The sequence below is a fragment of the Promicromonospora sp. NFX87 genome, from assembly GCF_048564965.1.
Taxonomy (GTDB): Bacteria; Actinomycetota; Actinomycetes; order Actinomycetales; family Cellulomonadaceae; genus Promicromonospora.
This window is the reverse complement of sequence record NZ_CP183413.1, coordinates 5,993,856-6,014,990: the sequence shown is the minus strand read 5'-3', so window position 1 is coordinate 6,014,990 and position 21,135 is coordinate 5,993,856. Positions and strand designations below refer to the sequence as shown.

The following is a 21,135-nucleotide window of genomic DNA, read 5'->3' as shown; positions in this document are numbered from 1 at the left end:
CCTGTGATCGATCTCCGACTTCTGCGCGACAACCCTGACGTAGTCCGCGCGAGCCAGGTGGCCCGCGGCGACGACCCCGACCTCGTGGACGTGGCGCTCGACGCCGACGCGCGCCGCCGCTCGTCCCTGTCGGAGTTCGAGAACCTGCGCGCCGAGCAGAAGTCCCTGGGCAAGCAGGTGGCCAAGGCGCAGGGCGACGAGAAGCAGGCCCTGCTGGCGCGCACCAAGCAGCTCGCCCAGGACGTCAAGCAGCACCAGGCGACGGCCACGGAGGCCGAGCAGGAGCTCGACCGCGTGCTGTACTCGATCGCCAACGTGATCGAGGGCGCGCCGGCCGGTGGCGAGGAGGACTACGTCGAGCTCAAGCAGGTGGGCCGGCGCCGCGACTTCGCGGCCGAGGGCTTCGAGCCCAAGGACCACCTGGAGCTGGGCGAGGGCCTGCGCGCGATCGACACCAAGCGCGGGGCCAAGGTGTCCGGTGCGCGGTTCTACTTCCTCACCGGCATCGGTGCGCGCCTGGAGCTGGCGCTGCTCAACATGGCGATGGACCAGGCGGTGCAGGAGGGCTTCACGCCCATGATCACGCCGACCCTCGTCAAGCCCGAGACCATGCAGGGCACGGGCTTCCTGGGCGCGCACGCCGACGAGATCTACCGCCTGGAGAAGGACGACCTGTACCTGGTCGGCACCTCGGAGGTGGCCCTCGCCGGCTACCACAGCGACGAGATCGTCGACCTGTCCGACGGGCCGATGCGGTACGCCGGCTGGAGCGCCTGCTACCGGCGCGAGGCGGGTTCTGCGGGCCGCGACACGCGCGGGATCATCCGCGTGCACCAGTTCCACAAGGTCGAGATGTTCAGCTACTGCGCCCCCGAGGACGCCGAGGCCGAGCACCAGCGCCTGCTGGGCTGGGAAGAGGCCATGATGGCCAAGGTCGAGCTGCCCTACCGCGTCATCGACACGGCGGCGGGCGACCTGGGCTCCTCGGCGGCCCGGAAGTTCGACTGCGAGGCGTGGCTGCCCACCCAGGAGCGCTGGCTGGAGCTCACCTCGACGTCCAACTGCACGACGTTCCAGGCCCGCCGCCTGGGCGTGCGCGAGCGCACCGAGGACGGCTCCACCCGGAACGTCGCGACGCTGAACGGCACGCTCGGCACCACGCGCTGGATAGTCGCCATCCTGGAGAACCACCAGCAGCCGGACGGCTCGGTCTACGTCCCGGAGGCCCTGCGTCCCTACCTGGGCGGCCTGGAGCTCCTGGAACCCACCAAGTAACCCACCGACCGACCAGAGAGGTCTTTCGTCTCTGGTCGGTTGGTGTTCACGTTCCGGTCGGTAGGCTGCGGGTGTGCCCAGCGACAGCGACCGAAAGCTCGTAGCCCTCGACATCGACGGCACGCTCGTCACCTATGACGAGGTGCTGTCCGACGCCGCGCGGGACGCCGTCGCGGCCGTGCGCGCGGCCGGGCACCACGTGGTGCTCGCCTCGGGACGGTCGCTCATCGCGATGACGCCCATCGCGGCGGAGCTGAAGATCGAGGAGTCCTGGATCGTCGCGTCGAACGGCGCCGTGACCGCGCGTCTCGACCCGTCCGCCGACATGGGCTACACCCTGGAACGGGTGGAGACGTTCGACCCGCAGCCGGTGCTCCGCATGCTCAAGGAGGAGCTCCCGCACGCCCGCTACGCGGTCGAGGACGTCGGCGTGGGCTTCCGGATGACCGAGCTCTTCCCCGACGGGGAGCTCAACGGTGAGCACCGCGTCGTCGACTTCGAGGAGCTCTGGGCCGGGCACGTCACCCGGGTGGTCGTGCGCAGTCCCGGAGAGACCAGTGCGGAGTTCCACGAGATCGCCGCGCGCCTCGGGTTCGACGACGTGACCTACGCCGTCGGCTGGTCCGCGTGGATGGACATCGCGCCCCAGGGGGTGACCAAGGCGTCCGCCCTGGAGCAGGTACGCAAGGAGCTCGGCGTGGCGGCCGAGAACACCGTCGCCGTCGGCGACGGGAGCAACGACATCGACATGCTGCGCTGGGCCGCTCGAGGCGTGGCCATGGGTCATGCGGCGGAAGCGGTCCGGGCAGCAGCGAACGAAGTGACGGCATCGATCGAGGACGACGGTGTTGTGAAAGTGCTCAGATCCCTACTTTGATGGTAAAAATAGCCAACTGCTCTTGCCACGGGTGAAAGGTATCCGTGCAAAGGTATGGATCACTGGCCGAAAGCCTGTACATTTGGGCGCGATCCGTCGATAGTGTGACGGCGCTCACGGTGCCATGGGGGTACGTGATGATCCTGGACGACCAGCCGGTGTCCATGCGAGTGCGCAACGACGCGCCTCACCTGGTCGCTCTCGACATCGACGGGACCCTGTTGGTCACCGGGCAGCGTGTTCCCGAGCCGACGGTTCTGGCCGTGCAGCTGGTGCGTGGCCGGAAGCATCACGTGGTCCTGGCGTCGGGCCGGTCGCTGACGGGGATCCTGCCCGTGGCCAAGCAGCTGGGGATCACCGACGGGTGGGTGGTCGCCTCCAACGGAGCCGTCACGGCACGCCTGTGCGGCACCTGCGCCGGTGGCTACATGCTCGAGGACGTCCTCACGTTCGACGTCGGACCGGTGGCGCAGATGGCGCTGAGCCGGTTCCCGGACGTGCAGATCGGCGTCGAGGAGATCGGCGTCGGCTACCGCGTCAACCGGACCTTCGAACCGCACGAGGTCAACGGCGCGCAGCGCGTGGTCCCGGTGGGCGAGCTGGGCGGGCTGCCCGCGTCACGCGCGATCCTGCGCGGCCCGGACGTGCTGGACCTGCTCGATCCGCTGCGCCGGCACGGCGTCACCGCCACGCAGGCCGGTCCGGACTGGATCGACGTGACACCTCGGCACCTGAGCAAGGCGACGTCGCTGGAGACCATCCGCGCCACGCTCGGCGTCCCGCAGCACAACACGTTCGCCGTCGGGGACGGCATCAACGACATCGAGATGCTGACCTGGGCCGCACGCGCCGTGGCGATGGGGCACGCGCCCGAAGCGGTGAAGGCGATCGCCCACGAGACGGTGGGCGACATCTCGCAGCACGGCGTGATCCAGGCCCTCAAGTCCCTGCTCTGACGCGCGTTCGGCGAAGTAGAGCGCCTGTCCGAGTCTCCCTGGTGACGCAGGGAGACTCGGACAGGCGCTCTACTTCGCCGAACGCGAGGTCAGTCGCGCGCGGTCAGGATCAGCGGGCCGTCCTCCGTGATCGCGATCGTGTGCTCCGAGTGCGCCCCGCGCGACCCGTCCTTCGACCGCAGCGTCCAGCCGTCCGGGTCGGTGAAGATCTCGTCGGTCGTCTCGAGGAACCACGGCTCGACGGCGATGACGAGGCCCGGCTTGAGCGGGAACCCCCGCCCGGCGCGTCCGTTGTTCGGCACGTGCGGGTCCCCGTGCATGGTGCGGCCCACGCCGTGCCCGCCGAAGTCGGTGTTGATCGAGTACCCGGCCGCGTGCGCGACCTCGGCGATCGCCGCGGAGATGTCGCCGATCTTCTTGCCCGGCTGCGCGGCGGCGATGCCAGCCTCCAGCGCGACCTCGGTGGTGCGGATCAGCTTCGAGTCGGCCTCGGCGCGGCCGGGGGCGGGCGTGCCCACGACGATCGACAGCGCGGAGTCGGAGACCCAGCCGTTCACGGACGCCGCGAAGTCGATGGACAGCAGGTCGCCGTCCTGGAGCCGGTAGTCGAACGGCAGGCCGTGCAGCACGGCGTCGTTCACGGAGGTGCAGATGGTCTTGCCGAACGGCATGGCGCCGAAGGACGGGTGGTAGTCGATGTAGCACGACTCCGCGCCCTGGTCGCGGATCATCTTGTGCGCGATCTCGTCCAGCTCGAGCAGGTTCACGCCCACTCCCGCGGCCTCGCGGACGGCGAGCAGCACGTCCGCGACGAAGCGTCCCGCCGGGCGCATCTCCTCGATCTCCCGCGGCGTCCTCAGCTCGATCATGTCCGTCCTTCCGTAGGTGCGCCAGGGATCTGGCGGCACAAGCCTACGTCCCGCCGGGAACGGCCGATCCGGCGAGCGGTTCGTCGCCTTGCGCGAAGGCGACCTCAGGTTTCACCCGCCTTGGGCCCAACGGGCGATTGCAACGGTTTCGTAATGCAAGGCGGTGCTGTATGGGCTTGCATTGGATCGTGAACCACGGTTGCGTGGAGGAAGGGCAACCTGGCAGTCTGCCTGGCCGTACCCGCACGTCAGAGGGTTCTCAGCCCACGAAGCAGTGGAGGAGCACGAGATGACCATCCGGATGGCTTCCAAGCGCCGAGCGGTCGCCCTAGCGGCGACCGGCGCGAGCCTGGCCCTGATCCTGTCGGCCTGTGCCGACACAGATGACGGTGGAGACGGTGGTGGCGGAGGCGAAGCGACGGCGGAGGCCATCGAGATCGACTGCGCCGCCTACGACGAGTTCGGCGACCTCGACGGCAAGACGGTCTCCGTCTACACCACGATCGTCGAGCCCGAGGCGGAGACCCAGACGGCGTCGTACGAGCCGTTCGAGGAGTGCACGGGCGTCACCATCGAGTACGAGGCGTCGCGCGAGATGGAGGCGCAGATCGCCACCCGCGTGCAGGCGGGCAACCCGCCGGACATCGCGATCCTGCCGCAGCCGGGTCTGCTCCAGACGCTGGTCAGGGACTACGACGCCGTCCTGCCGGCCCCCGAGCAGGTCGAGGCGAACGTCGACGAGGGCTGGGCCCCGGAGTGGAAGGAGTACGGCACCGTCGACGGCACGTTCTACGCCGCGCCGCTGGGCTCCAACGTGAAGTCGTTCGTCTGGTACTCGCCGTCCATGTTCGAGGAGGCCGGCTACGAGGTCCCCACGACCTGGGACGAGATGATGGACCTCACGGCCACTATCGCCGAGAACAACGAGGGCGCCACGCGCCCCTGGTGCGCCGGTGTCGAGTCCGGTGACGCCTCCGGCTGGCCGGGTACCGACTTCATCGAGGACGTCGTGCTCCGCTCGGCGGGCCCCGAGGTCTACGACCAGTGGTACACCCACGAGATCCCGTTCAACGACCCGCAGATCGTCGAGGCGTGGGACATCGCCGGGGACATCCTCAAGAACCCGGACTACGTGAACGGCGGCCTGGGCGGCGTCGACTCGATCGCGACGGCCACCTGGACGGACGCGGGCTACCCGATCCTGGACGGTAACTGCTGGATGCACCGCGCCGCGAACTTCTACGCGACGCAGTGGCCGGAGGGCACGGAGGTCGCGCCGGACGGCGACGTCTACGCGTTCTACCTCCCGGCGATCGAGGGCGACGAGAAGCCGACGCTGGTCGCCGGTGAGTTCATCGGCGCGTTCGCCGACCGTCCCGAGGTGCAGGCCTTCCAGACCTACCTGTCGAGCGCGGACTGGGCCAACGCCAAGGCTGCGGCCACGCCGGCCGGTGGCTGGGTGAGCGCCAACAACGGTCTCGACCCGGAGCTGCTGGCGACGGACTTCGACAAGCTGTCCGCCGAGATCCTGGCCGACCCGGCCACGGTCGCCCGGTTCGACGCGTCCGACCTGATGCCGTCCGCCGTCGGGACGGACTCGTTCTGGAACGGCATCATCGAGTGGTTCGCCAGCGACCAGAGCAGCGAGCAGGTCACCACCACCATCGAGAACTCCTGGCCGAGCAACTGACGTTCGGCCCTCGGGAATGACGCGCGGAGGCGTGGGACCCACAGTCCCACGCCTCCGCCGTCCTAGGCTGGGGGCCGGACCAGTCAAGGACGACCGGACCAGGACAGCGACAGGAGATAGCCATGGACTGGCTGCTGCATGCCGGGGACGACCCGGTGCACAAACTATTGCTGATGCTCATCGCAATCGTGCTGTTCGTCGCACTGATGGGCCTCATCCTCTTCGTGGTCGACCGGCCACGTAACCCGCCTCGCTGGTTCATCGCGGGCGGCTTCGTGGGCGCCGCACTGCTGCTGCTGACGCTGGGGCTGGTGTACCCGGCGATCCGTACCGTCATCAACTCGCTCATGAACCGCAACAGCACGACGTTCGTCGGGCTCGACAACTACGTACGCGCGTTCACCGAACCGCAGTTCCTCATCGTGCTGGGCAACACGGCGCTGTGGGTGCTGGTCGCTCCCCTCGTGGCCACGTTCGTCGGCCTCGCGTACGCCTACCTCGTCGACAAGAGCCGCTTCGAGGCCGTGGCCAAGGGGCTGGTGTTCCTCCCCATGGCCATCTCGATGGTGGGCGCCTCGATCATCTGGAAGTTCGTCTACGAGTTCAAGCCCGAGGGCGTGGAGCAGACCGGCCTGCTCAACCAGTTCATCGTCTGGCTGGGTGGCGAGCCGCAGCAGTTCCTGAGCAACCAGCCGCTGAACACGTTCCTGATCATGGTGGTGTTCATCTGGATCCAGGCGGGCTTCGCGATGACGCTGCTGTCGGCGTCGATCAAGGCGATCCCCGACGACATCATCGAGGCAGCACGGCTCGACGGCGTCTCCGGGTTCGGCATGTTCTGGCGCATCACGATCCCGAGCATCCGGCCCGCGCTGGTGGTGGTGCTCACCACGATCGCGATGACGACGCTCAAGACCTTCGACATCGTCCGGACGATGACGGCGGGCGACTTCAACACCTCGATCGTGGCCCTCGAGTTCTACAACCAGCGGTTCCGTCAGGGTGACGCCGGGTTGAGCGCCGCGCTGGCCGTGCTGCTGTTCGTCATCGTGATCCCGGTGATCGTCTACAACGTGCGCCAGCAGCGCCTTTCGGAGGATGTGCGATGAGCACCATAGAGGCAGCCACTCCGGCACCCGAGGTACCCCGGCCGCCGTCGACCATGAGCGACCGCGCACGGAAGGCGAAGAAGGCGCTGTCCAACCCGTGGGCGAGCACGCTCGCCGTGGTCATCGCCATCCTCTGGACGGTCCCGACGATCGGCCTGCTGGTCACCTCGTTCCGGCCGGAGCTGGACATCCGGCAGAGCGGCTGGTGGACGGTCTTCGGCGACGCGCTCGCCGGCGAGGGCGTGTTCTCGCTGCGCAACTACGAGACCGCGCTGTTCGACGGGTCCACCGACCTGGCGACCTACTTCGTCAACTCGTTCGTGGTGACGCTGCCCGCGGTGTTCATCCCGATCTGCATCGCGCTGCTGGCCGCCTACGGGTTCGCGTGGGTCGACTTCAAGGGGCGGGACTTCCTGTTCATCGCGGTGTTCGCGCTCCAGATCGTGCCGATCCAGATCACGCTGGTGCCGCTGCTGACGGCCTACGTGGACCTCGGCATCAACGGCACGTTCTGGACCATCTGGTTGTCGCACTCGGCGTTCGCCCTTCCGCTGGCGATCTTCCTGCTGCACAACTTCATGAAGGACATCCCGGCGTCCCTCGTCGAGGCGGCGCGCATGGACGGCGCCGGCCACGTGCAGGTCTTCTTCCGGGTGGTGCTCCCGCTGCTCACGCCGGCACTGGCGGCGTTCGCCATCTTCCAGTTCCTGTGGGTCTGGAACGACCTGCTGGTCGCCCTGATCATGGGCAACCTGAACACGTTCCCGCTCACCGTGCGCGTGGCCGAGCTCGCGGGCTCGCGTGGCGGTGACTGGCACGTCCTGTCGGCCGGTGCGTTCATCTCGATGATCGTGCCGCTGATCGTGTTCCTGTCGCTGCAGCGCTACTTCGTGCGCGGCCTGCTGGCAGGTTCGGTCAAGGGCTGACCCCGGGGTTCCGCGAAGTAGAGCGCCTGTCCGAAATTCCCTGGTGTCGCCAGGGGAGACCCGGACAGGCGCTCTACTTCGCGAATCTTTACTTCGCGGAACTGGTCTCGCGGGCCAGCAGGCTCTCCTTGATCGGGAGGCCGTAGCGGAACCCGCCGAGGGTGCCGTCGGTGCGCAGGATGCGGTGGCACGGCACGAAGAGGGCCGCCGCGTTCATCGCGCAGGCCCCGGCGGCCGCCCGCACCGCAGCGGGCCGACCCGCCCGGGCGGCGTACTCGGTGTAGGTCAGGCGTTCGCCCGCCTTCACCTCGCGCAGCACGTCCCACGCGTGCGTCCGGAACGGGCCGCTCGCCTGCCGCACGGGCACGCGGCCCGGTGCCCCGTGGTCGCCGTCGTAGTAGGCGCGGACGGAGTCCGCGGCCTCGGCGAGCACGCCGTCCGGCGACGACGGCCGGGCGAGCTGTCCTGGACCCGTGCCCAGCCGCAGGGTGGGGTGGACGAGGGCGAGCAGCGAGTCGACGTCGTCGGTCCAGCCGCCGGCGAGCACCGCCTCCTGAGCGGGGCCGGCTGCGGCGCCCGCCTCTCCGACGAGGATGCTGAACGGGCCGTCCGGCGTGGTCAGAGTGGTTGCGTACATGAGGTTCCTTCCGTGGGATGACATGTCAGGCGGAGCGCCAGAGGTGCATGGCGGCGTACGAGCGCCAGGGCGCCCACGCCGCGCCGCGCCGGGCGAGCTCCTTGAACTGGTGGGGCCGGGGCTCCTCCGCGGAGACCAGGCCGAGGTTGCGCGCCCCGGCGAGGAGCGCGACGTCGCCGTCCATGAGGACGTCCGGGTCGCCGAGCACCCGCAAGGCCACGTAGCCGGCCGTCCAGGGGCCGATACCGGGCCGGGCGACCAGGCGCCGGCGCAGGTCCTCGGGGTCGTCCCCGACGCTGAGGGCGAGCGTGCCATCCGCGAGGTCGCGGCCGGCGCCGACCACCGTCGCCAGGGTCCGGGCGGGCAGGCGGAGGTGCGCGGGGGCGCCGTCCGCCACCTGGGCGGGGCTAGGGAAGATGCGGGTGAGGCCCTCGAACGCGGAGGCGTACGGCGTGCCGACACCTCCCGCGAGGCGGGACAGGTGCGTGCGGGCCGCGGCGACACTGATCTGCTGGCCCACTATGGCGCGGACCAGCAGCTCGGCCGGGTCGAGGGTCCCGGGTACCCGGATGCCCGGGACCGCGGCGACGGACGGCGCGAGCACCGGGTCGGAGGCGAGCGCCAGGTCGACGGCGACCGGGTCGGCGTCGAGGTCCAGCAGGCGCCGCACGCGCGCGACGGCGACCGGTGCGTCGGCCAGGTCGGCGAGCTCGAGGTCCAGGTCTACCCGGCCGCTGCCGGGGCGCGGCACGCGCACCTCGAACGCACCGGGGCCGTGCGGCAGGGCGAAGGTCCTGGCGTACCGCAGGGCGCTGATGTCCGACGTCTCCACGCCCTCGATCGAGCGGACGGCGAGAAACTCCAGCACTCCCTGCGCGTCGAACGGTTCGCGGACGGGCAGGGTGAGCGAGATCCGTACGGGCTCGTCGGCGCTCTCCTGAGCTGAGTCCGCGAGGTCGGCACCGGGCACCGAGGTCGGCACAGGCCCGGACCGACCTCGGTGCGAGCTGCCGACCTCGGCGTCGGCCCGAGGGGAGCTGCTGACCTCGGCGCTACCCGGACGCGTGCGACCGGCGGTGCCCGCCGCGCCGCGCCCAGAGCGCCGGGCCCGCGCGCGCACCTCGGACGGCGTCGCGCCGAAGACCTCGGCGACCGTGTCGTTGAACTGCCGGATCGAGCCGAAGCCGGCGGCGAAGGCGACGTCGGCGAGCCGCAGGGACGTGCCGACCAGGAGCGCCCGCGCGGTCTGCGCGCGCTGGGCACGGGCCAGCGCCAGCGGCCCCGCCCCCAGCTCACCGACCAGGAGGCGGTGCAGCTGACGCTCGGAATACCCCAGCCGTGTCGCCAGTCCCGAGACTCCCTCGCGGTCCACGACGCCGTCGGCCACGAGGCGCATCGCGCGGCCCGTGAGGTCCCTGCGCAGGTCCCAGGCGGGTGTGCCGGGGGCGGCCTCCGGGAGGCAGCGCTTGCAGGCGCGGAACCCGGCCTCGTGCGCGGCGGCCGACGTCAGGTAGAACGCGACGTTCTCCGCCTTCGGCGTGCGCGCCGGGCAGGACGGCCGGCAGTAGATGCCCGTGGTGCGGACCGCCGTGTAGAACTGCCCGTCGAAGCGGGAGTCGCGCGCGGCGATGGCTCGGTAACGCTCGGTGAACGCTGGATCACGGAGCTCGACGTCGGTCATAGCCACCATCCTGCGTTGCGTCCGGACCTCCCGGCTAGCGGGTTTCGGACACCGCGGTGCTCGCACCCGAGCCCGCGCGGCCGTTGCCCCGGTCGACTCACCCTGTGGATAGATGGCGCGCTTGCGGACAACTCCGACAGGATGTCCGGCATGCCTCCGACCTGGGCCGGCGACGTCGTCGCCCGCCTCACCGACACCACGCGGTGTCCCTCCTGCGGGGAACACCTCGCATCCGTCGTCTGTGCTGCCTGCGGGCTGAACGTCTCGGGGAGGCAGGCGCAGGAGGTGTGGCGGCTGTCCGTCGCCGCGGCGGACAGCCTCCAGGACCGGGAGGCGGTGCTCGACGCGATGCGGCGGGCGCAGGGCATCACGACGGGCGGCGAGGTCGGCACTGACGCGCGGGCCGCGGACGGCGCGGCGCGTCAGGCGAACGTTGCCGGCACCGCTCCCGTCCCCGCGCCGACGGCGCCGACCGGGCCGTCAGCGATCCCGCCGTCGATGTTCGCACCCCCGGAGTCCGCGCCGCCGGCGCCCCGCGCGCCGGTGTCCGCCAAACCGCTGCCCGTGCCGCCCGCGCCGCCCGCACCGCCGGTGCAGTCCGTGCCGCCGGTGCACCAGGCGGAGGCAGCGCCTCCGGCGGCGACCAGCCCGCTACAGCCTGCAGCGACGCCCGTCGCCGCCGGCCGGGATGCGGCTCCGGCGCCGCGCCCGTCCGGCCCGGGCATCTCGCTGCAGCCGATCCTCGCCGGCGCGGGAGCGGCACTGCTCGCGGTCTCCGCGGTCGTCTTCGTGTTCTTCACGTTCGGCGACAACCTGCTGCTGCGGGCGGTCGTGACGGGGATCGTCACGGCCACCGCGGTCACGGTCGGCGCCCTGCTCCGCCGGGCCGGGCTGCGCACGACCAGTGAGGCGGTCGCCGCGCTCGCGGTGGTGCTCGCGTGGGTGGACGTCGAGCTGGGCATGCAGGCGGGCCTGCTCGGACAGGTCGATCCGGCGCTGGCCCGGGCCGCGGTGCTCGCGGTGCTGGCCCCTGGCTTCGTCGCGCTCGGCGCATGGCTGCGGGTGCGGTCGTGGGTGTCGGCCGGACTGGTCTCGGCTCCGGTGGTTCCGGTGCTGGTCGCCGTGGGACTGCCCTTCTCCCTGTGGTCGATGTGGTGGTGGGCGCTCGCGCTGCTGCTGGTCGGTGTCGTGGCGTGGGCGGCGATGCGCGTGGCGCCGCTGGCCGGCGAGCGGTCCGGCTCCCGGCTGGTCGCCGAGACGTGGGTGCTGCGGGTCGTCCGGGCGGCCGGTCCGCCGCTCGCCCTGCTGGCCGCCCTCGGGGCCCAGCTGGTGACGCCGGATGCCGTGACAGGTACGACGGCGATCCTGTGGTCCGGCGTCGTGCTGTTCTCCGTGGTGCTCGGTGCCTGGCTGCGGGTGCGCTCCTGGGCGTCGGTAGGTCTGCTGTCGGCGCCGCTCGTCCCGGTGCTGGTCCTGCTCGTCTTCCCCGGTCCGGAGGCGTCCGCGTGGGGTTGGGTGCTCGCGTTCGTCCTCGTCGCGGTGCTCGCCTGGTCGGCGATGCGGCAGCTCCCGAAGTTCGGCCGGCGGATCGGCGGTGCCGTCACGTTCGAGCTCGAGGAGGGCGTGCTGCGCATCCTCCGAGGTGCCGGTCCGCCGCTCGCCCTGCTTGCCGCGCGCGGGGCCGAGGCGTTGCCGCCGCTCACGGGGCCGGGCTCGACGGCCGTCCTGTGGTCCGCCGTGGTCGTCCTCTCCGCGGTGCTCGGGTACTGGCTGCGCGTCCGTTCCTGGACGACCACCGCACTGGTCGCCGCGCCGCTGGTGCCGGTGCTCGTGGCGCTGAGCCTGCCCGCCTCCGTGTGGTCGACGTGGTGGTGGGTGCTCGCCCTGGTGCTGGTCGGGCTCGTCGGCTGGGCGGCCGGCCGGGCGCTGCCGAGGCTCACGGCGCGCCATGGTGCGACCTTCGCCATCGAGGCGACGACGCTCCGGGTGATGCGCGCGGCGGCCTTCCCGCTCGCGCTGGCGGCGTCCTTCGCCGTGGAAGCCCTGCCGTCCCTGACGAGGCTGGGCGCGACCACCGTGTTGTGGTCCGGTGTGGTGCTGCTGGCGGTCGTGCTGGGCTACCGGCTCCGCGTCCGGTCCTGGCTGTCGACGGCGGTCCTCGCCGCGCCGGTGGTACCCGTGCTCGTGGTGCTGAGCCTGCCCGGTGATGCGGGGTCGGCGTGGTCGGTCTGGTGGTGGGTGCTCGCCCTGGTGCTGGTCGCCGTGGTCGCGTGGACGGCGATGCGCCTGCTTCCGGCGCTCGCCCGGCGCCTCGACGCCCGTGGCGGGTCGCTGTTCGCCGTGGAGACCGGGGTCCTGCGGGTGGTGCGCGCCGGCGGGCTGCCCGCCGCTCTCGTCGCGTCCCTCCTGGCAGTGTTCACGGTGCCGGTGGCGCCCCTGACAAGGCTCGGAACCACCGCGATCCTGTGGTCCGCGGTGGTCCTCACCGGAGCGGTGCTCGGCCATGCGCTCCGGGTCCGGGCATGGACGTCCGTCGGGGTCCTCGCGGCACCGGTCATCCCGCTGCTGCTGCTCGGCGCCGTCGACCCGGCCGACGGCTCGTGGCTGCCCGCGGTGGCCTTCCTCGCCGCCGTACTCATCACGCTCCTCGGGCGTGCCGCCCGCCGCGTCTCCGGGCCACGCATCGGGTCCCCGCTGCGGGCCGAGATCGTCGTGCTCGACGTCGGCGCGCTCGTGGCACTGCCGTTCGCCGTCCTGCTGTCGTTCTCCGTCGACCAGCCGGAGGCGCTGCCGGGCCTCGGCGGCACCGCGCTGCTCGTGGCCCTGGCGGCGGTGACCGTCGCGGTCATGCGGCGCGTCACCCACCACCGGCACTGGACGGTCCTCGGCGGGGTGCTCGCGGTCGCCGCGGGTGGCCTGCTGGGCGGGGTCGGCCAGTGGTCGGGAGCGGGCTGGGTCCCGTTCGGGGCGGCCTGCGTGTGGACGGCGCTCGCGCTCCTGACGGCACCGCGTCTGCTGAGGACGGCCGGTCTCGGCTCCGTCCGCGGGGCGCTGGCCCCGGCCACCCGGGACGACCTGCTGCTGAGCGGCTGGATCGTCACGGCGGCCGCTGCGGTTCCGGCCGTGGGGCTGGTCCTGGTCCGCGTGACGGACGCCTGGGTAGCGGCCTGGTCGGTGCGGGACACCAGCTGGTCGCTGCCCACCGGCGCACTGGTCCCCCCTGCATCGGCTGACCCGATCACCAGGGACGTCGAGACCCTCATGAGCCTGAACCTCCCGTGGGCCCACCTGGGGACCATCGCGCTCGCGGTCGTCACGCTGCTGGCCGCCAGGCTCGCGCCGCGTGGGCGGCGGGTCGAGGCAGTGGTCGCTCCGGTGGCCGTGCTGCTGGCCGCGTTCGGCCTCGCGCTCGACCCCCGGCTCGCCATCGCCTTCTCGCTCGGCGCCGTGGCGGTGCTCGCGTTCGCGCTCGTCGCGGCGACGGCCGACCGGTCGGCGGCCTGGCGCACGCTGCGCCCGGCCGTCGTCACGGTGCAGGGGGCGGTCCGGGCGCTGGTCCGCGCGTCGGGGCGGCTGCGTTCGATCGGCGGGACCGGCGTCACCGGCGCCGACCTGCGTCTCGCCCGGGCCACCGCACTCACCGGCGCGTTCGTCGCGACCGGCATGCTGCTCGCCTTCTCCTGGGCGTCGCGCCCGACGGCGGCCGCCGGCGCGCTCGTCGTCTGCGCGCTGCTGCTCTCCCTGCGCGCCGTGCTGCGGCCGACGACGCACCCGTGGCTGGTCGGTGCCGGATACGCGTACCCGCTGGCCGTGCTGGGCGTGGTGCTGAGCTGGCTCGAGCTGTCCACCGTCGCGGCGATCTGCACGGTCTCGGCGGTCGCCTCGCTGGTGACCATCGCGGTGACGCTCGGCGGACGCACCTCGCGCAACGAGTGGTACGTCGTGCTCGGCGTCACCGCCGGGCCGTTCGCGGCGGGCGTCGTCACGGTGGTGCTCGAACGCACCTGGTGGTCGGCCGGCGCGGCGGCGGCGATGCTGGCGCTCGAGTTCGTGCTGCTGCTCACCGCCCGTGTCGGGCTGGCGCACGTCGTGCGGGCCGGAGCCGCCTTCCTGCTGCTCCCCACGGCGTCCGTCATGGTCACCAGCGTCGGGGCGATGCTCCTGGAGGTCTCCGGGTCCCCGTACGTCCTGCCTGCCATCGCGCTGTTCGTGTCGGCGGTAGCGGGCGGGGCGGCTCGTATCGCGGAACGGATAGCCACCCGGGTGCCCGACGGCGGGCCGCTGCTCGCGGCCGCGGTACGCCGGAGCCTGGAGCGGTCGGTCCTTCTCACGGGCGCCATCACGATCTTCCTCGCCTATGCGCGGCCGGCGGCAGGGTCGGACGTCGCGGTCGCCGTGCTGCTGCTGCTCATGGCGGGCGCCGTGCTCGTGGCCCGTGAGCCGGGGCGGCGGCACGTCTGGCCGCTGGCCGGTGCGCTGGGGCTCGCCGCGCTCTGGACGGCGTTGGCCGGCGGCGAGGTGCGGCTGGTCGAGGCCTACACCCTCCCGCCGGCACTGGGTGCCGTGGCGGTCGGTGCGTTCGTCGCCTGGCGTACGGGGCGTTCCGAGCCTGGCGCCGAGCCCGATGCCGCGGGCACGGCGGCCGGCGCCGACGCCGTGGCCGGCACAGCGCCGGCCACTGCCGCGACGCATGCCTGGCGGCTCGCCGCCGTCGGAGCTGGGCTCGCCGTGGTGCCGAGCCTCGTGGTGCACCTGACCCGCACCGAGCCCGCCGACTGGCGGCCGTTCGCCCTGATGGGCGGCGCCGTGCTCGCCCTGGCGACGGCGTACGTCCTGGGCCTGCGGCCCGTACGCGAGCGGCTCGCCTTCCTGCGCGACTCGTGGACGCGTCCGGTGCGGCGCGGGCTGGTGGCCGTGGGCGCCCTGGCCGCGCTGAGCGGAGTGATCGAGTCGCTCCACGTCGCGGGCGAGCCGGTGTACTGGATCGGGTCCGCCGGGGGACCGCTGCTCGGTCTGCCACCGCTGACCTGGTACGACGGTTCCCCGTTCGGCACGCCGGTCGGGGCCGGCTGGGTGTTCGCCGCCGGTCTCGGGTGGGCGCTCCTGGCGGGCGCGCTCCTGGTCGCGGCGGCTGTCCTGGCTCGCCGGTCGGCACGCGACCGGACGGCGTCGTGGCTCGACCGCTGGGGCATGGCGCCGGGCCTGGTGCTCGGGACGCTCGGCGCGGTGGTGAACACCCGCCCGGTATGGGGCTCGATAGTGTCGCTGCTGGTGGTGGAGCTCGGGCTCCTCGCACTGCTCGTGCTGGTCACTCGGCGGGCGGGCCGACCGGGTGTCGGCGCTCCACCGTGGCTGGTCTGGCTGTGCGCCGTTGCGGTCGCGATCGCCGCCTGGGCGCCGCGCGAGCTGCGCGTCGAGGCGTTCTCGGTGATGCTGGGCGCCGGCCTGATCTGGTCGGGCGCGACGGCGCTGCGTCGCTGGGTGGCGGCGGGCGAACCGAGGGACATGTCGGTCAGCCTCATGAGCTGGCCGCTCGGTCACGGCGGTTCCTGGCGCACCATCGGCCTCGGCATCGCGGCCCTCGTCGGCCCGTCCGTGCTGTCCACCGCCACCGACCCGCTGACGATCCGGGCGTCCTGGGTGGTGCTGGCCGCCCTGGCCTCGGTCCTCGTCGGGTCGCGTCTGCGCCTGTCGGCACCGTTCTGGCTCGGCGTGTGGACGCTGGCCGTCGAGGTGGTCATCGTGTTCGCGAAGCTCGGCGTCGGCGTCTCACCGCTGCCGTGGATCCTCACCCTCGTCCCCGCCGCCGTCGTGCTGCTCATCATCGCGACGCTCGACGAGCGCAGGACGGCGGCCTCCGGAGGCACCGCGGCCTATCTGCGCGACTTGCGCTGACGCCGCCAGGTGTGGCCCCGCCGCCGTGCGCGGCGGCGGGGTCAGCGAGGCTCGGGCACCGCGGCGCCGGCCGTGAGTCGTGCCTCGAGGCGGTCGCAGACGTCCGGCCACTCCTCCGAGAGGATCGAGAAGTACAGCGTGTCGCCCACCGACCCGTCGGGCGCGATGCGGTGCGCGCGCAGCCTGCCCTCCTCCCGGGCGCCGAGCTTCAGGATCGCGGCCCGTGACCGGTCGTTCCGCGCGTCGCAGCGCAGGGCGACGCGGCGCAGCCCCAGCTCGTCGAAGGCGTGCCGCAGCAGCATCAGCTTGCACGCCGGGTTCGTCACCCCGGCCCACCAGACCCGGCCGTAGAACGTGGAGCCGATCTCGACCCGACGCTGCCCGGGGCTGAGCTCGTAGAACCGCGTCGAACCACGCACCTCGCCGTCGGGCCCGAGCACGGCGAAGGCGAGGTGGTCCTGCGCCGCGAGGGCGGCGTCGACGTACGCCTCCATCGCCGGGGTGGTGTCCGGGAGGGCGCTGGTCATACCTGCCCAGAGCTGCGCGTCGACGAGGCCGGCCAGGGCCGGGGCGTGGTCGTGGGACAGCGGTTCGAGGCGGACGCCGTACGCGGCGAGACGGAGATCGTGCTGCATGCGGTCATCCCACCACGAGCTCAGACCACCACGAGCTCAGACCGTCGCGTCGAGCCAGTCCAGGACGGTGGCCAGGTACTTCTCGCGGGCCGGCTTCGGAGACAGGACCAGGTCGTGGGCGCCGCCCTCGATGACGGCGACGTCCACCGTGGCCCCCAGCTTCGGGGCGCGAGCGTGCATGTGCGCGACGTCGAGGACCGCGTCGGTGCTGAGCAGCACGGCCGCCTCGCCGCCGTCGGGCCCGGTCGCGCCGCTGGTGCACACGAGCACCGGGCAGCGCACCGCCAGCCCCCGGCCGACCTGGCGGTGACCGCGCCGGATCGCGGCGCTCCAGCCCGCGTGGGCGGGAAACCCGCCGTGCGGCTTCCAGCGCAGGTCGTAGTCCCACTCGCCGTTCGTGGCCTGGTGCAGGGCCCGGCCGTAGTCCTCGCTCGGCTTCTTGTTCACGACGGTCCGGGGCGCGATCCGCCCGAGCACGTACACGGCCTGGGTGAGCAGCGTCCGGTCCGACCAGGTTCCCCGCAGGTCGAACCACGGGCTGTTCAGCACGAGGGCCGTCACCCGGTCGGGGCGCACGTCCGCGTACAGCGAGACGATCAGCCCGCCCGTCGAGTGCCCCAGGAGCACCAGCCCGGCGTGCCCGTCGGCGGCGATGACGTCCGCCGCCGCGTCCAGGTCCTGCTCGTAGAGCCGCAGGTCGTTCACCATGTTGGGGGCACCGCCCGCCGTCGTCCACGCGTCGATGGAGCGCCCGTGGGCGCGCAGGTCGATCGCGTAGAACGGGTAGCCCCGCCCGGCGACCGCCTCCGCGAGATTGCGCTGGAAGAAGTAGTCGGTGTAGCCGTGTACATACAGCACGGGCGCTCGCCCGACGCCCGGCCCGCCGTCCTCGGGCGTGTAGCGGACCAGCGTCGCCTCGGCGCCACCCGGCAGCCGTAGCGTGCGTGCCTCGAAGCCCTCGCCCAGCACGTCCTCTGTCCAGTCGTTCCCGCTGTCGTCCATGTCGCTCCTGTGCGTCATGCCTGCCTGGCCGGCTCACCGTGTGGTCCGCCGTGTGTGCTGCCGTCGGCTGACGATATAGGCAACCGAGCGGCGAGGGCCCGTTCCCGGCGCAGCGCGGGGAGGAAGCAGACCGCGCCGAGGGTACTGAACACGCCGCCGATCACCATGGCGGCCTGGACGGACAGGACTCCCGCCGCCCAGCCGAGCGCGGGGGCGCCCAGGGAGTAGGCCGCGAACGACACCATCGACGCCATTGAGAGCACCGTCGAACGGTTCCGGGACTCGGCCTCGCGGTGCAGCAGCGCCTGGTAGGCGGGCCCGTTCGCCCCGTGCAACCCGTAGGTCACGAGGTAGGCGGCGACCAGGCCGACCGGGCCGAGCGCAAGTCCCATCCAGACCGCCCCGAGCCCGTTGAGGACCCGCGCGATGATCGCCGTCCGCGTGACCCCGATGCGGGGCGTGGCGAGTCCGCTGAGCGCCGCCCCGCCGGCGAACACCGCCCATCCGGCCGCCGCGGCGGGGCCCGCCACCGCGGCGCCGGCGGCCGTTCCGCCGAGCAGCTCGGCCAGGCGGATGGGCTGGAACGTCTCGTACACCACCATCCCGACGCTCCAGAACACCTCGACCAGCAGCAGCCAGCGCAGCACCCGGTTGTCGCGCGCCAGTCGCAGGCCGTCGCGGATCACGCCGGGCGCCTGGCGCGCGGACGCCAGCACCCGGCCGGCCACACCAGCGGTCCGGCCGCCCGACGGCGTGACGGTGCGGGGCACCTCGCGGACCAGGATCGTGACGGCGACCAGGTGGACCGCCGAGAGCACCGCGTACACCGCATAGGGGAAGGCGAGCGCTGACCAGGCCTCGAACGGGTGCCACCAGACGAGCACGCCCGAGAGGAGGGCGCCTGCGGCGATCGAGGCACCCAGCACGGTGCTGTGCGCGGCCAGCGGCCGGTCGACGTCGGCCCCGGGCTCGGTGGCGTGCACCGTGTCGACGAACCACGCCTCCAGCGGACCGGAGTCGAGCGCCCGGAAGACGCCGGTGGCCGCCGCGGCCAGCGCGAACGCCCAGAACGTCTCCGCGGTGAGGAACAGGACGGCCGAGACGACCTGCAGCACCGCCGCCGCGATGAGCATCGGCCGGCGGCCGAGGGAGTCGGCGAGGCCGCTGGTCGGCAGCTCCAGCAGGAACACCGTGAACCCGGTGAGGGACAGCGCCGTGAGCGCCTCGGGCACGGAGAGGCCGCGTTCGAGGGGCAGCAGGGTGGTCACCGTGACGATCAGCCCGACGGGGAACCACCGGGTGAGGGTCAGCAGCAGGAACACCTGCCGCGCCCGGGCCGGCGTCAGCGGCGTCATGACGGCTCCGTCTCGTCGTCTTCGGTGGCGTCCCGCGCGCCGTCGGGAAGCTCGTCCGGATCCAGGGGGTAGGCCGCCTGCCAGAAGGTCACCCGGCGCGCGCCGGGGGCGGGCTCGGCTTCGCGGTACCGCTCGAAGACCGCGTCCAGCTCCCGCCGCAGCTTCCGGAGCTGTTCCGGGTTCACCGTGACCCACGTGTCGCCCATACCCGCCGCGTCCTGCCACTCGCCGGGCCACGCCTCGGCGACGTCGAGCCAGTGGCCGAAGTCGTTGCTGAACAGACGCAGGTAGTCCCGTTCCAGCCAGCCGAGCGCGGTGGCGGCGTCCTCGTCCTGGGCGAGCTCTGTGCGCTCCCAGCTGTGGGAGCTCGTGGCGGCACGCCAGAGGCGCTGCTTGCCCGCGCCCTCGCCCGTGTCCGCGACCAGGCCCACCGACTCGAGCTTGCGCAGGTGATAGCTGGTGGCGCCCGAGTTGGTGCTCAGCGTCGTCGCGAGCGTGGTCGCCGTCGCCGGACCGCCGCGCCGCAGGGTGCCGAGCAGGCGGGAGCGGAGCGGGTGGGCGAGCACCTTGACGGCCTCGGGGGTGAGGCGGAAGTCGTCCTGGTAAGCGGGCATGCGTGCACAATACCCATGCACAAACTCTGTGCACAAGACTCGTGCACAAAAATTGTGCACGGGCACGCCGAAGAGTCAGAAGCTCAGGTCACCGGGGTGACCTGAGCTTCTGACAAGTGTCGAGGGTGGTCAGAGCAGCATGACGACGGCGGTGACCACGCCCGCGATGACCACCAGGACGCGGAACACCATCGGCGGCATCTTGCGGCCGATGCGGGCACCGACGTACCCGCCCACCACGGAACCGGCGGCGAGCAGGCCGATCGCGAGCCAGTCGACGTCGGCGACGAACACGAAGATGAGGGTCGCCACGACGTTCGCAGCCAGCAGTGACACGGTCCGCAGTGCGTTCACGACGTGCACCGGCAGATCGGTGCCGAGACCGAGCACCGCGGCCATCATGACCCCGGCCCCCGCCCCGAAGTAGCCGCCGTACGCGCCCGTCAGCACCGAGAAGACGACGGTCGCCGGGGACATGTGGTGGCGCAGCCGGGTCGGCTCGTCCCGGGTGCGGCGCAGCCACCTGCTGATCCACGGCTGCGCGCCGACCAGCAGGCAGGAGATCAGGATCAGCCAGGGCACCACTGCCTCGAACACGCCCGGCGGGAGCGCGAGCAGCAGGACGGCCCCGCCCACCGAGCCGACCGCGCACGTCACGAGGACGGCGAGCGTGACGGCGGGATGCGCGCGCAGCTCCTGGCGGTAGCCGAACGAGCCGCTCACCCCCGCGGCCACCAGGCCCGCCGTGTTCGACGCGTTCGCGACGACGGGCGGGAGCCCGACGGCGAGCAGCACCGGGAAGCTCAGCAGCGAGGCCACGCCGACCGTCGAGGAGAGGATTCCCGCGCCGAGCCCGGCGCCGAGGACGGCGAGCTGTTCCCAGCCGGTCATCGGTCCCGGCTCTCGTCCCGCAGCAGGGCCACGTCGCTCACCATCTCGACGTGCGCGTGCATGGCGGCTGAGGCGGCCTCCGGGTCCTGGCCCCGGATGGCGTCCGCGATGGCCCGGTGCCCGTTGAGGGAGTTGCGCGGCCGGCCCGGCTGCGAGAGCGACTCGATGCGGCTCTCCCGGATCAGGCTCGCGATCTCCCGCATGGTCTGGGCGAGGAGGTCGGAGTGCGCGGCGGCGGTCACCGCCGCGTGGAAGTGCTCGTCGGCCTCGACGCCGCGGTCGCCGTGCGTGATGGCGTCCTCCATCATGTCCAGCGCCGCGTCGATCGCCACGAGGTCGTCCTCCGTGCGGCGCTGCGCGGCCAGCGCGGCGATCTTGGTCTCCAGCGCGTCCCGGATGTCGATGATCTCGGGCATCCGGTCGGCGTGCGCGCGGATGGCCTCGACGATGCGGCTCTCGGTGTGCTTGCCCGTCAGCACCGTCCCGTCCCCGTGCCGCACCACGACGACGCCGACCACCTCCATCGCGACCAGCGCCTGGCTGAGGGTCGCGCGGCTGACGCCGAGGCGCGCCGCGAGCTCCCGCTCGGGCGGCAGCCGGTCGCCGGCCTGCAGGCCGTTCTGTCGGATCCAGGCGGTGATCTGCTCCGCGACCTGCTCGTAGAGGCGGGTGCGGGCCAGCGGTGTCGGCAGTTCGGCGGAAGCCTTGGGGGTCACCAGCCGA

16 protein-coding genes are annotated in these 21,135 nt (G+C 72.4%); 7 read left to right on the top strand and 9 right to left on the bottom strand.

Annotated features, from left to right (window positions below):
* Nucleotides 1-3 precede the first annotated feature (3 nt).
* The 3 genes from serS (at nt 4) to ACNYC2_RS26915 (ending at nt 3,108) form a co-directional block, all read left to right on the top strand.
* A complete protein-coding gene (serS, locus tag ACNYC2_RS26925) occupies nt 4-1,275 on the top strand; it encodes a serine--tRNA ligase (RefSeq protein WP_419704687.1) in 1,272 nt (423 codons plus the stop codon).
* A 73-nt stretch (nt 1,276-1,348) separates the two neighbouring features.
* A complete protein-coding gene (locus ACNYC2_RS26920; RefSeq protein WP_419704686.1) occupies nt 1,349-2,152 on the top strand; it encodes an HAD family hydrolase in 804 nt (267 codons plus the stop codon).
* 137 nt (nt 2,153-2,289) lie between these two features.
* Nucleotides 2,290-3,108, top strand: a complete 819-nt coding sequence (locus ACNYC2_RS26915; protein WP_419704685.1) for an HAD family hydrolase — start codon at nt 2,290-2,292, stop codon at nt 3,106-3,108.
* Between the two features lie 89 nt (nt 3,109-3,197).
* On the opposite strand, the gene map is transcribed toward ACNYC2_RS26915, so the two are convergent.
* A complete protein-coding gene (map, locus tag ACNYC2_RS26910) occupies nt 3,198-3,977 on the bottom strand; it encodes a type I methionyl aminopeptidase (protein ID WP_419704684.1) in 780 nt (259 codons plus the stop codon).
* Between the two features lie 289 nt (nt 3,978-4,266).
* Here map and ACNYC2_RS26905 point away from each other — a divergent pair, with 289 nt between their 5' ends.
* From ACNYC2_RS26905 to ACNYC2_RS26895, 3 genes are all read left to right on the top strand, one after another.
* Complete coding sequence (locus ACNYC2_RS26905; RefSeq protein ID WP_419704683.1) at nt 4,267-5,667, top strand: ABC transporter substrate-binding protein; 1,401 nt, start codon at nt 4,267-4,269, stop codon at nt 5,665-5,667.
* Between the two features lie 122 nt (nt 5,668-5,789).
* Nucleotides 5,790-6,776 (top strand): carbohydrate ABC transporter permease, encoded by a 987-nt coding sequence (locus ACNYC2_RS26900; protein WP_419704682.1) that lies wholly within the window; start codon nt 5,790-5,792, stop codon nt 6,774-6,776.
* Nucleotides 6,773-7,702, top strand: coding sequence for a carbohydrate ABC transporter permease (locus tag ACNYC2_RS26895; protein WP_419704681.1), 930 nt, complete (start codon nt 6,773-6,775; stop codon nt 7,700-7,702). The genes ACNYC2_RS26900 and ACNYC2_RS26895 overlap by 4 nt, the downstream gene beginning before the upstream one ends.
* Nucleotides 7,703-7,790: 88 nt before the next feature.
* Here ACNYC2_RS26895 and ACNYC2_RS26890 read toward each other — a convergent pair whose 3' ends face one another.
* Together ACNYC2_RS26890 and ACNYC2_RS26885 are read right to left on the bottom strand one after the other, a co-directional pair.
* Nucleotides 7,791-8,339: a methylated-DNA--[protein]-cysteine S-methyltransferase gene (locus tag ACNYC2_RS26890; RefSeq protein WP_419704680.1), complete on the bottom strand. Its 549-nt coding sequence runs from the start codon at nt 8,337-8,339 to the stop codon at nt 7,791-7,793.
* 25 nt (nt 8,340-8,364) lie between these two features.
* Nucleotides 8,365-10,020 (bottom strand): AlkA N-terminal domain-containing protein, encoded by a 1,656-nt coding sequence (locus ACNYC2_RS26885; RefSeq protein WP_419704679.1) that lies wholly within the window; start codon nt 10,018-10,020, stop codon nt 8,365-8,367.
* A 150-nt stretch (nt 10,021-10,170) separates the two neighbouring features.
* Here ACNYC2_RS26885 and ACNYC2_RS26880 point away from each other — a divergent pair, with 150 nt between their 5' ends.
* On the top strand, nt 10,171-15,915 hold the full coding sequence (locus ACNYC2_RS26880) for an SCO7613 C-terminal domain-containing membrane protein (protein ID WP_419704678.1): 5,745 nt from the start codon (nt 10,171-10,173) through the stop codon (nt 15,913-15,915).
* A 41-nt stretch (nt 15,916-15,956) separates the two neighbouring features.
* Here ACNYC2_RS26880 and ACNYC2_RS26875 read toward each other — a convergent pair whose 3' ends face one another.
* From ACNYC2_RS26875 to ACNYC2_RS26850, 6 genes are all read right to left on the bottom strand, one after another.
* Nucleotides 15,957-16,550 carry a GNAT family N-acetyltransferase gene (locus tag ACNYC2_RS26875; RefSeq protein ID WP_419704677.1) on the bottom strand — a complete coding sequence of 198 codons (594 nt, stop codon included), beginning with the start codon at nt 16,548-16,550 and terminating at the stop codon, nt 15,957-15,959.
* Between the two features lie 36 nt (nt 16,551-16,586).
* Nucleotides 16,587-17,552: an alpha/beta hydrolase gene (locus ACNYC2_RS26870; protein ID WP_419704676.1), complete on the bottom strand. Its 966-nt coding sequence runs from the start codon at nt 17,550-17,552 to the stop codon at nt 16,587-16,589.
* A 14-nt stretch (nt 17,553-17,566) separates the two neighbouring features.
* Nucleotides 17,567-18,907 (bottom strand): MFS transporter, encoded by a 1,341-nt coding sequence (locus ACNYC2_RS26865; RefSeq protein ID WP_419704675.1) that lies wholly within the window; start codon nt 18,905-18,907, stop codon nt 17,567-17,569.
* Nucleotides 18,904-19,521 carry a winged helix-turn-helix domain-containing protein gene (locus tag ACNYC2_RS26860; protein WP_419704674.1) on the bottom strand — a complete coding sequence of 206 codons (618 nt, stop codon included), beginning with the start codon at nt 19,519-19,521 and terminating at the stop codon, nt 18,904-18,906. Before ACNYC2_RS26860 ends, ACNYC2_RS26865 begins: the two co-directional genes overlap by 4 nt.
* A 129-nt stretch (nt 19,522-19,650) precedes the next feature.
* Nucleotides 19,651-20,412: a sulfite exporter TauE/SafE family protein gene (locus ACNYC2_RS26855; RefSeq protein WP_419704673.1), complete on the bottom strand. Its 762-nt coding sequence runs from the start codon at nt 20,410-20,412 to the stop codon at nt 19,651-19,653.
* Complete coding sequence (locus ACNYC2_RS26850; RefSeq protein WP_419707911.1) at nt 20,409-21,131, bottom strand: FadR/GntR family transcriptional regulator; 723 nt, start codon at nt 21,129-21,131, stop codon at nt 20,409-20,411. Before ACNYC2_RS26850 ends, ACNYC2_RS26855 begins: the two co-directional genes overlap by 4 nt.
* Nucleotides 21,132-21,135 lie beyond the last annotated feature (4 nt).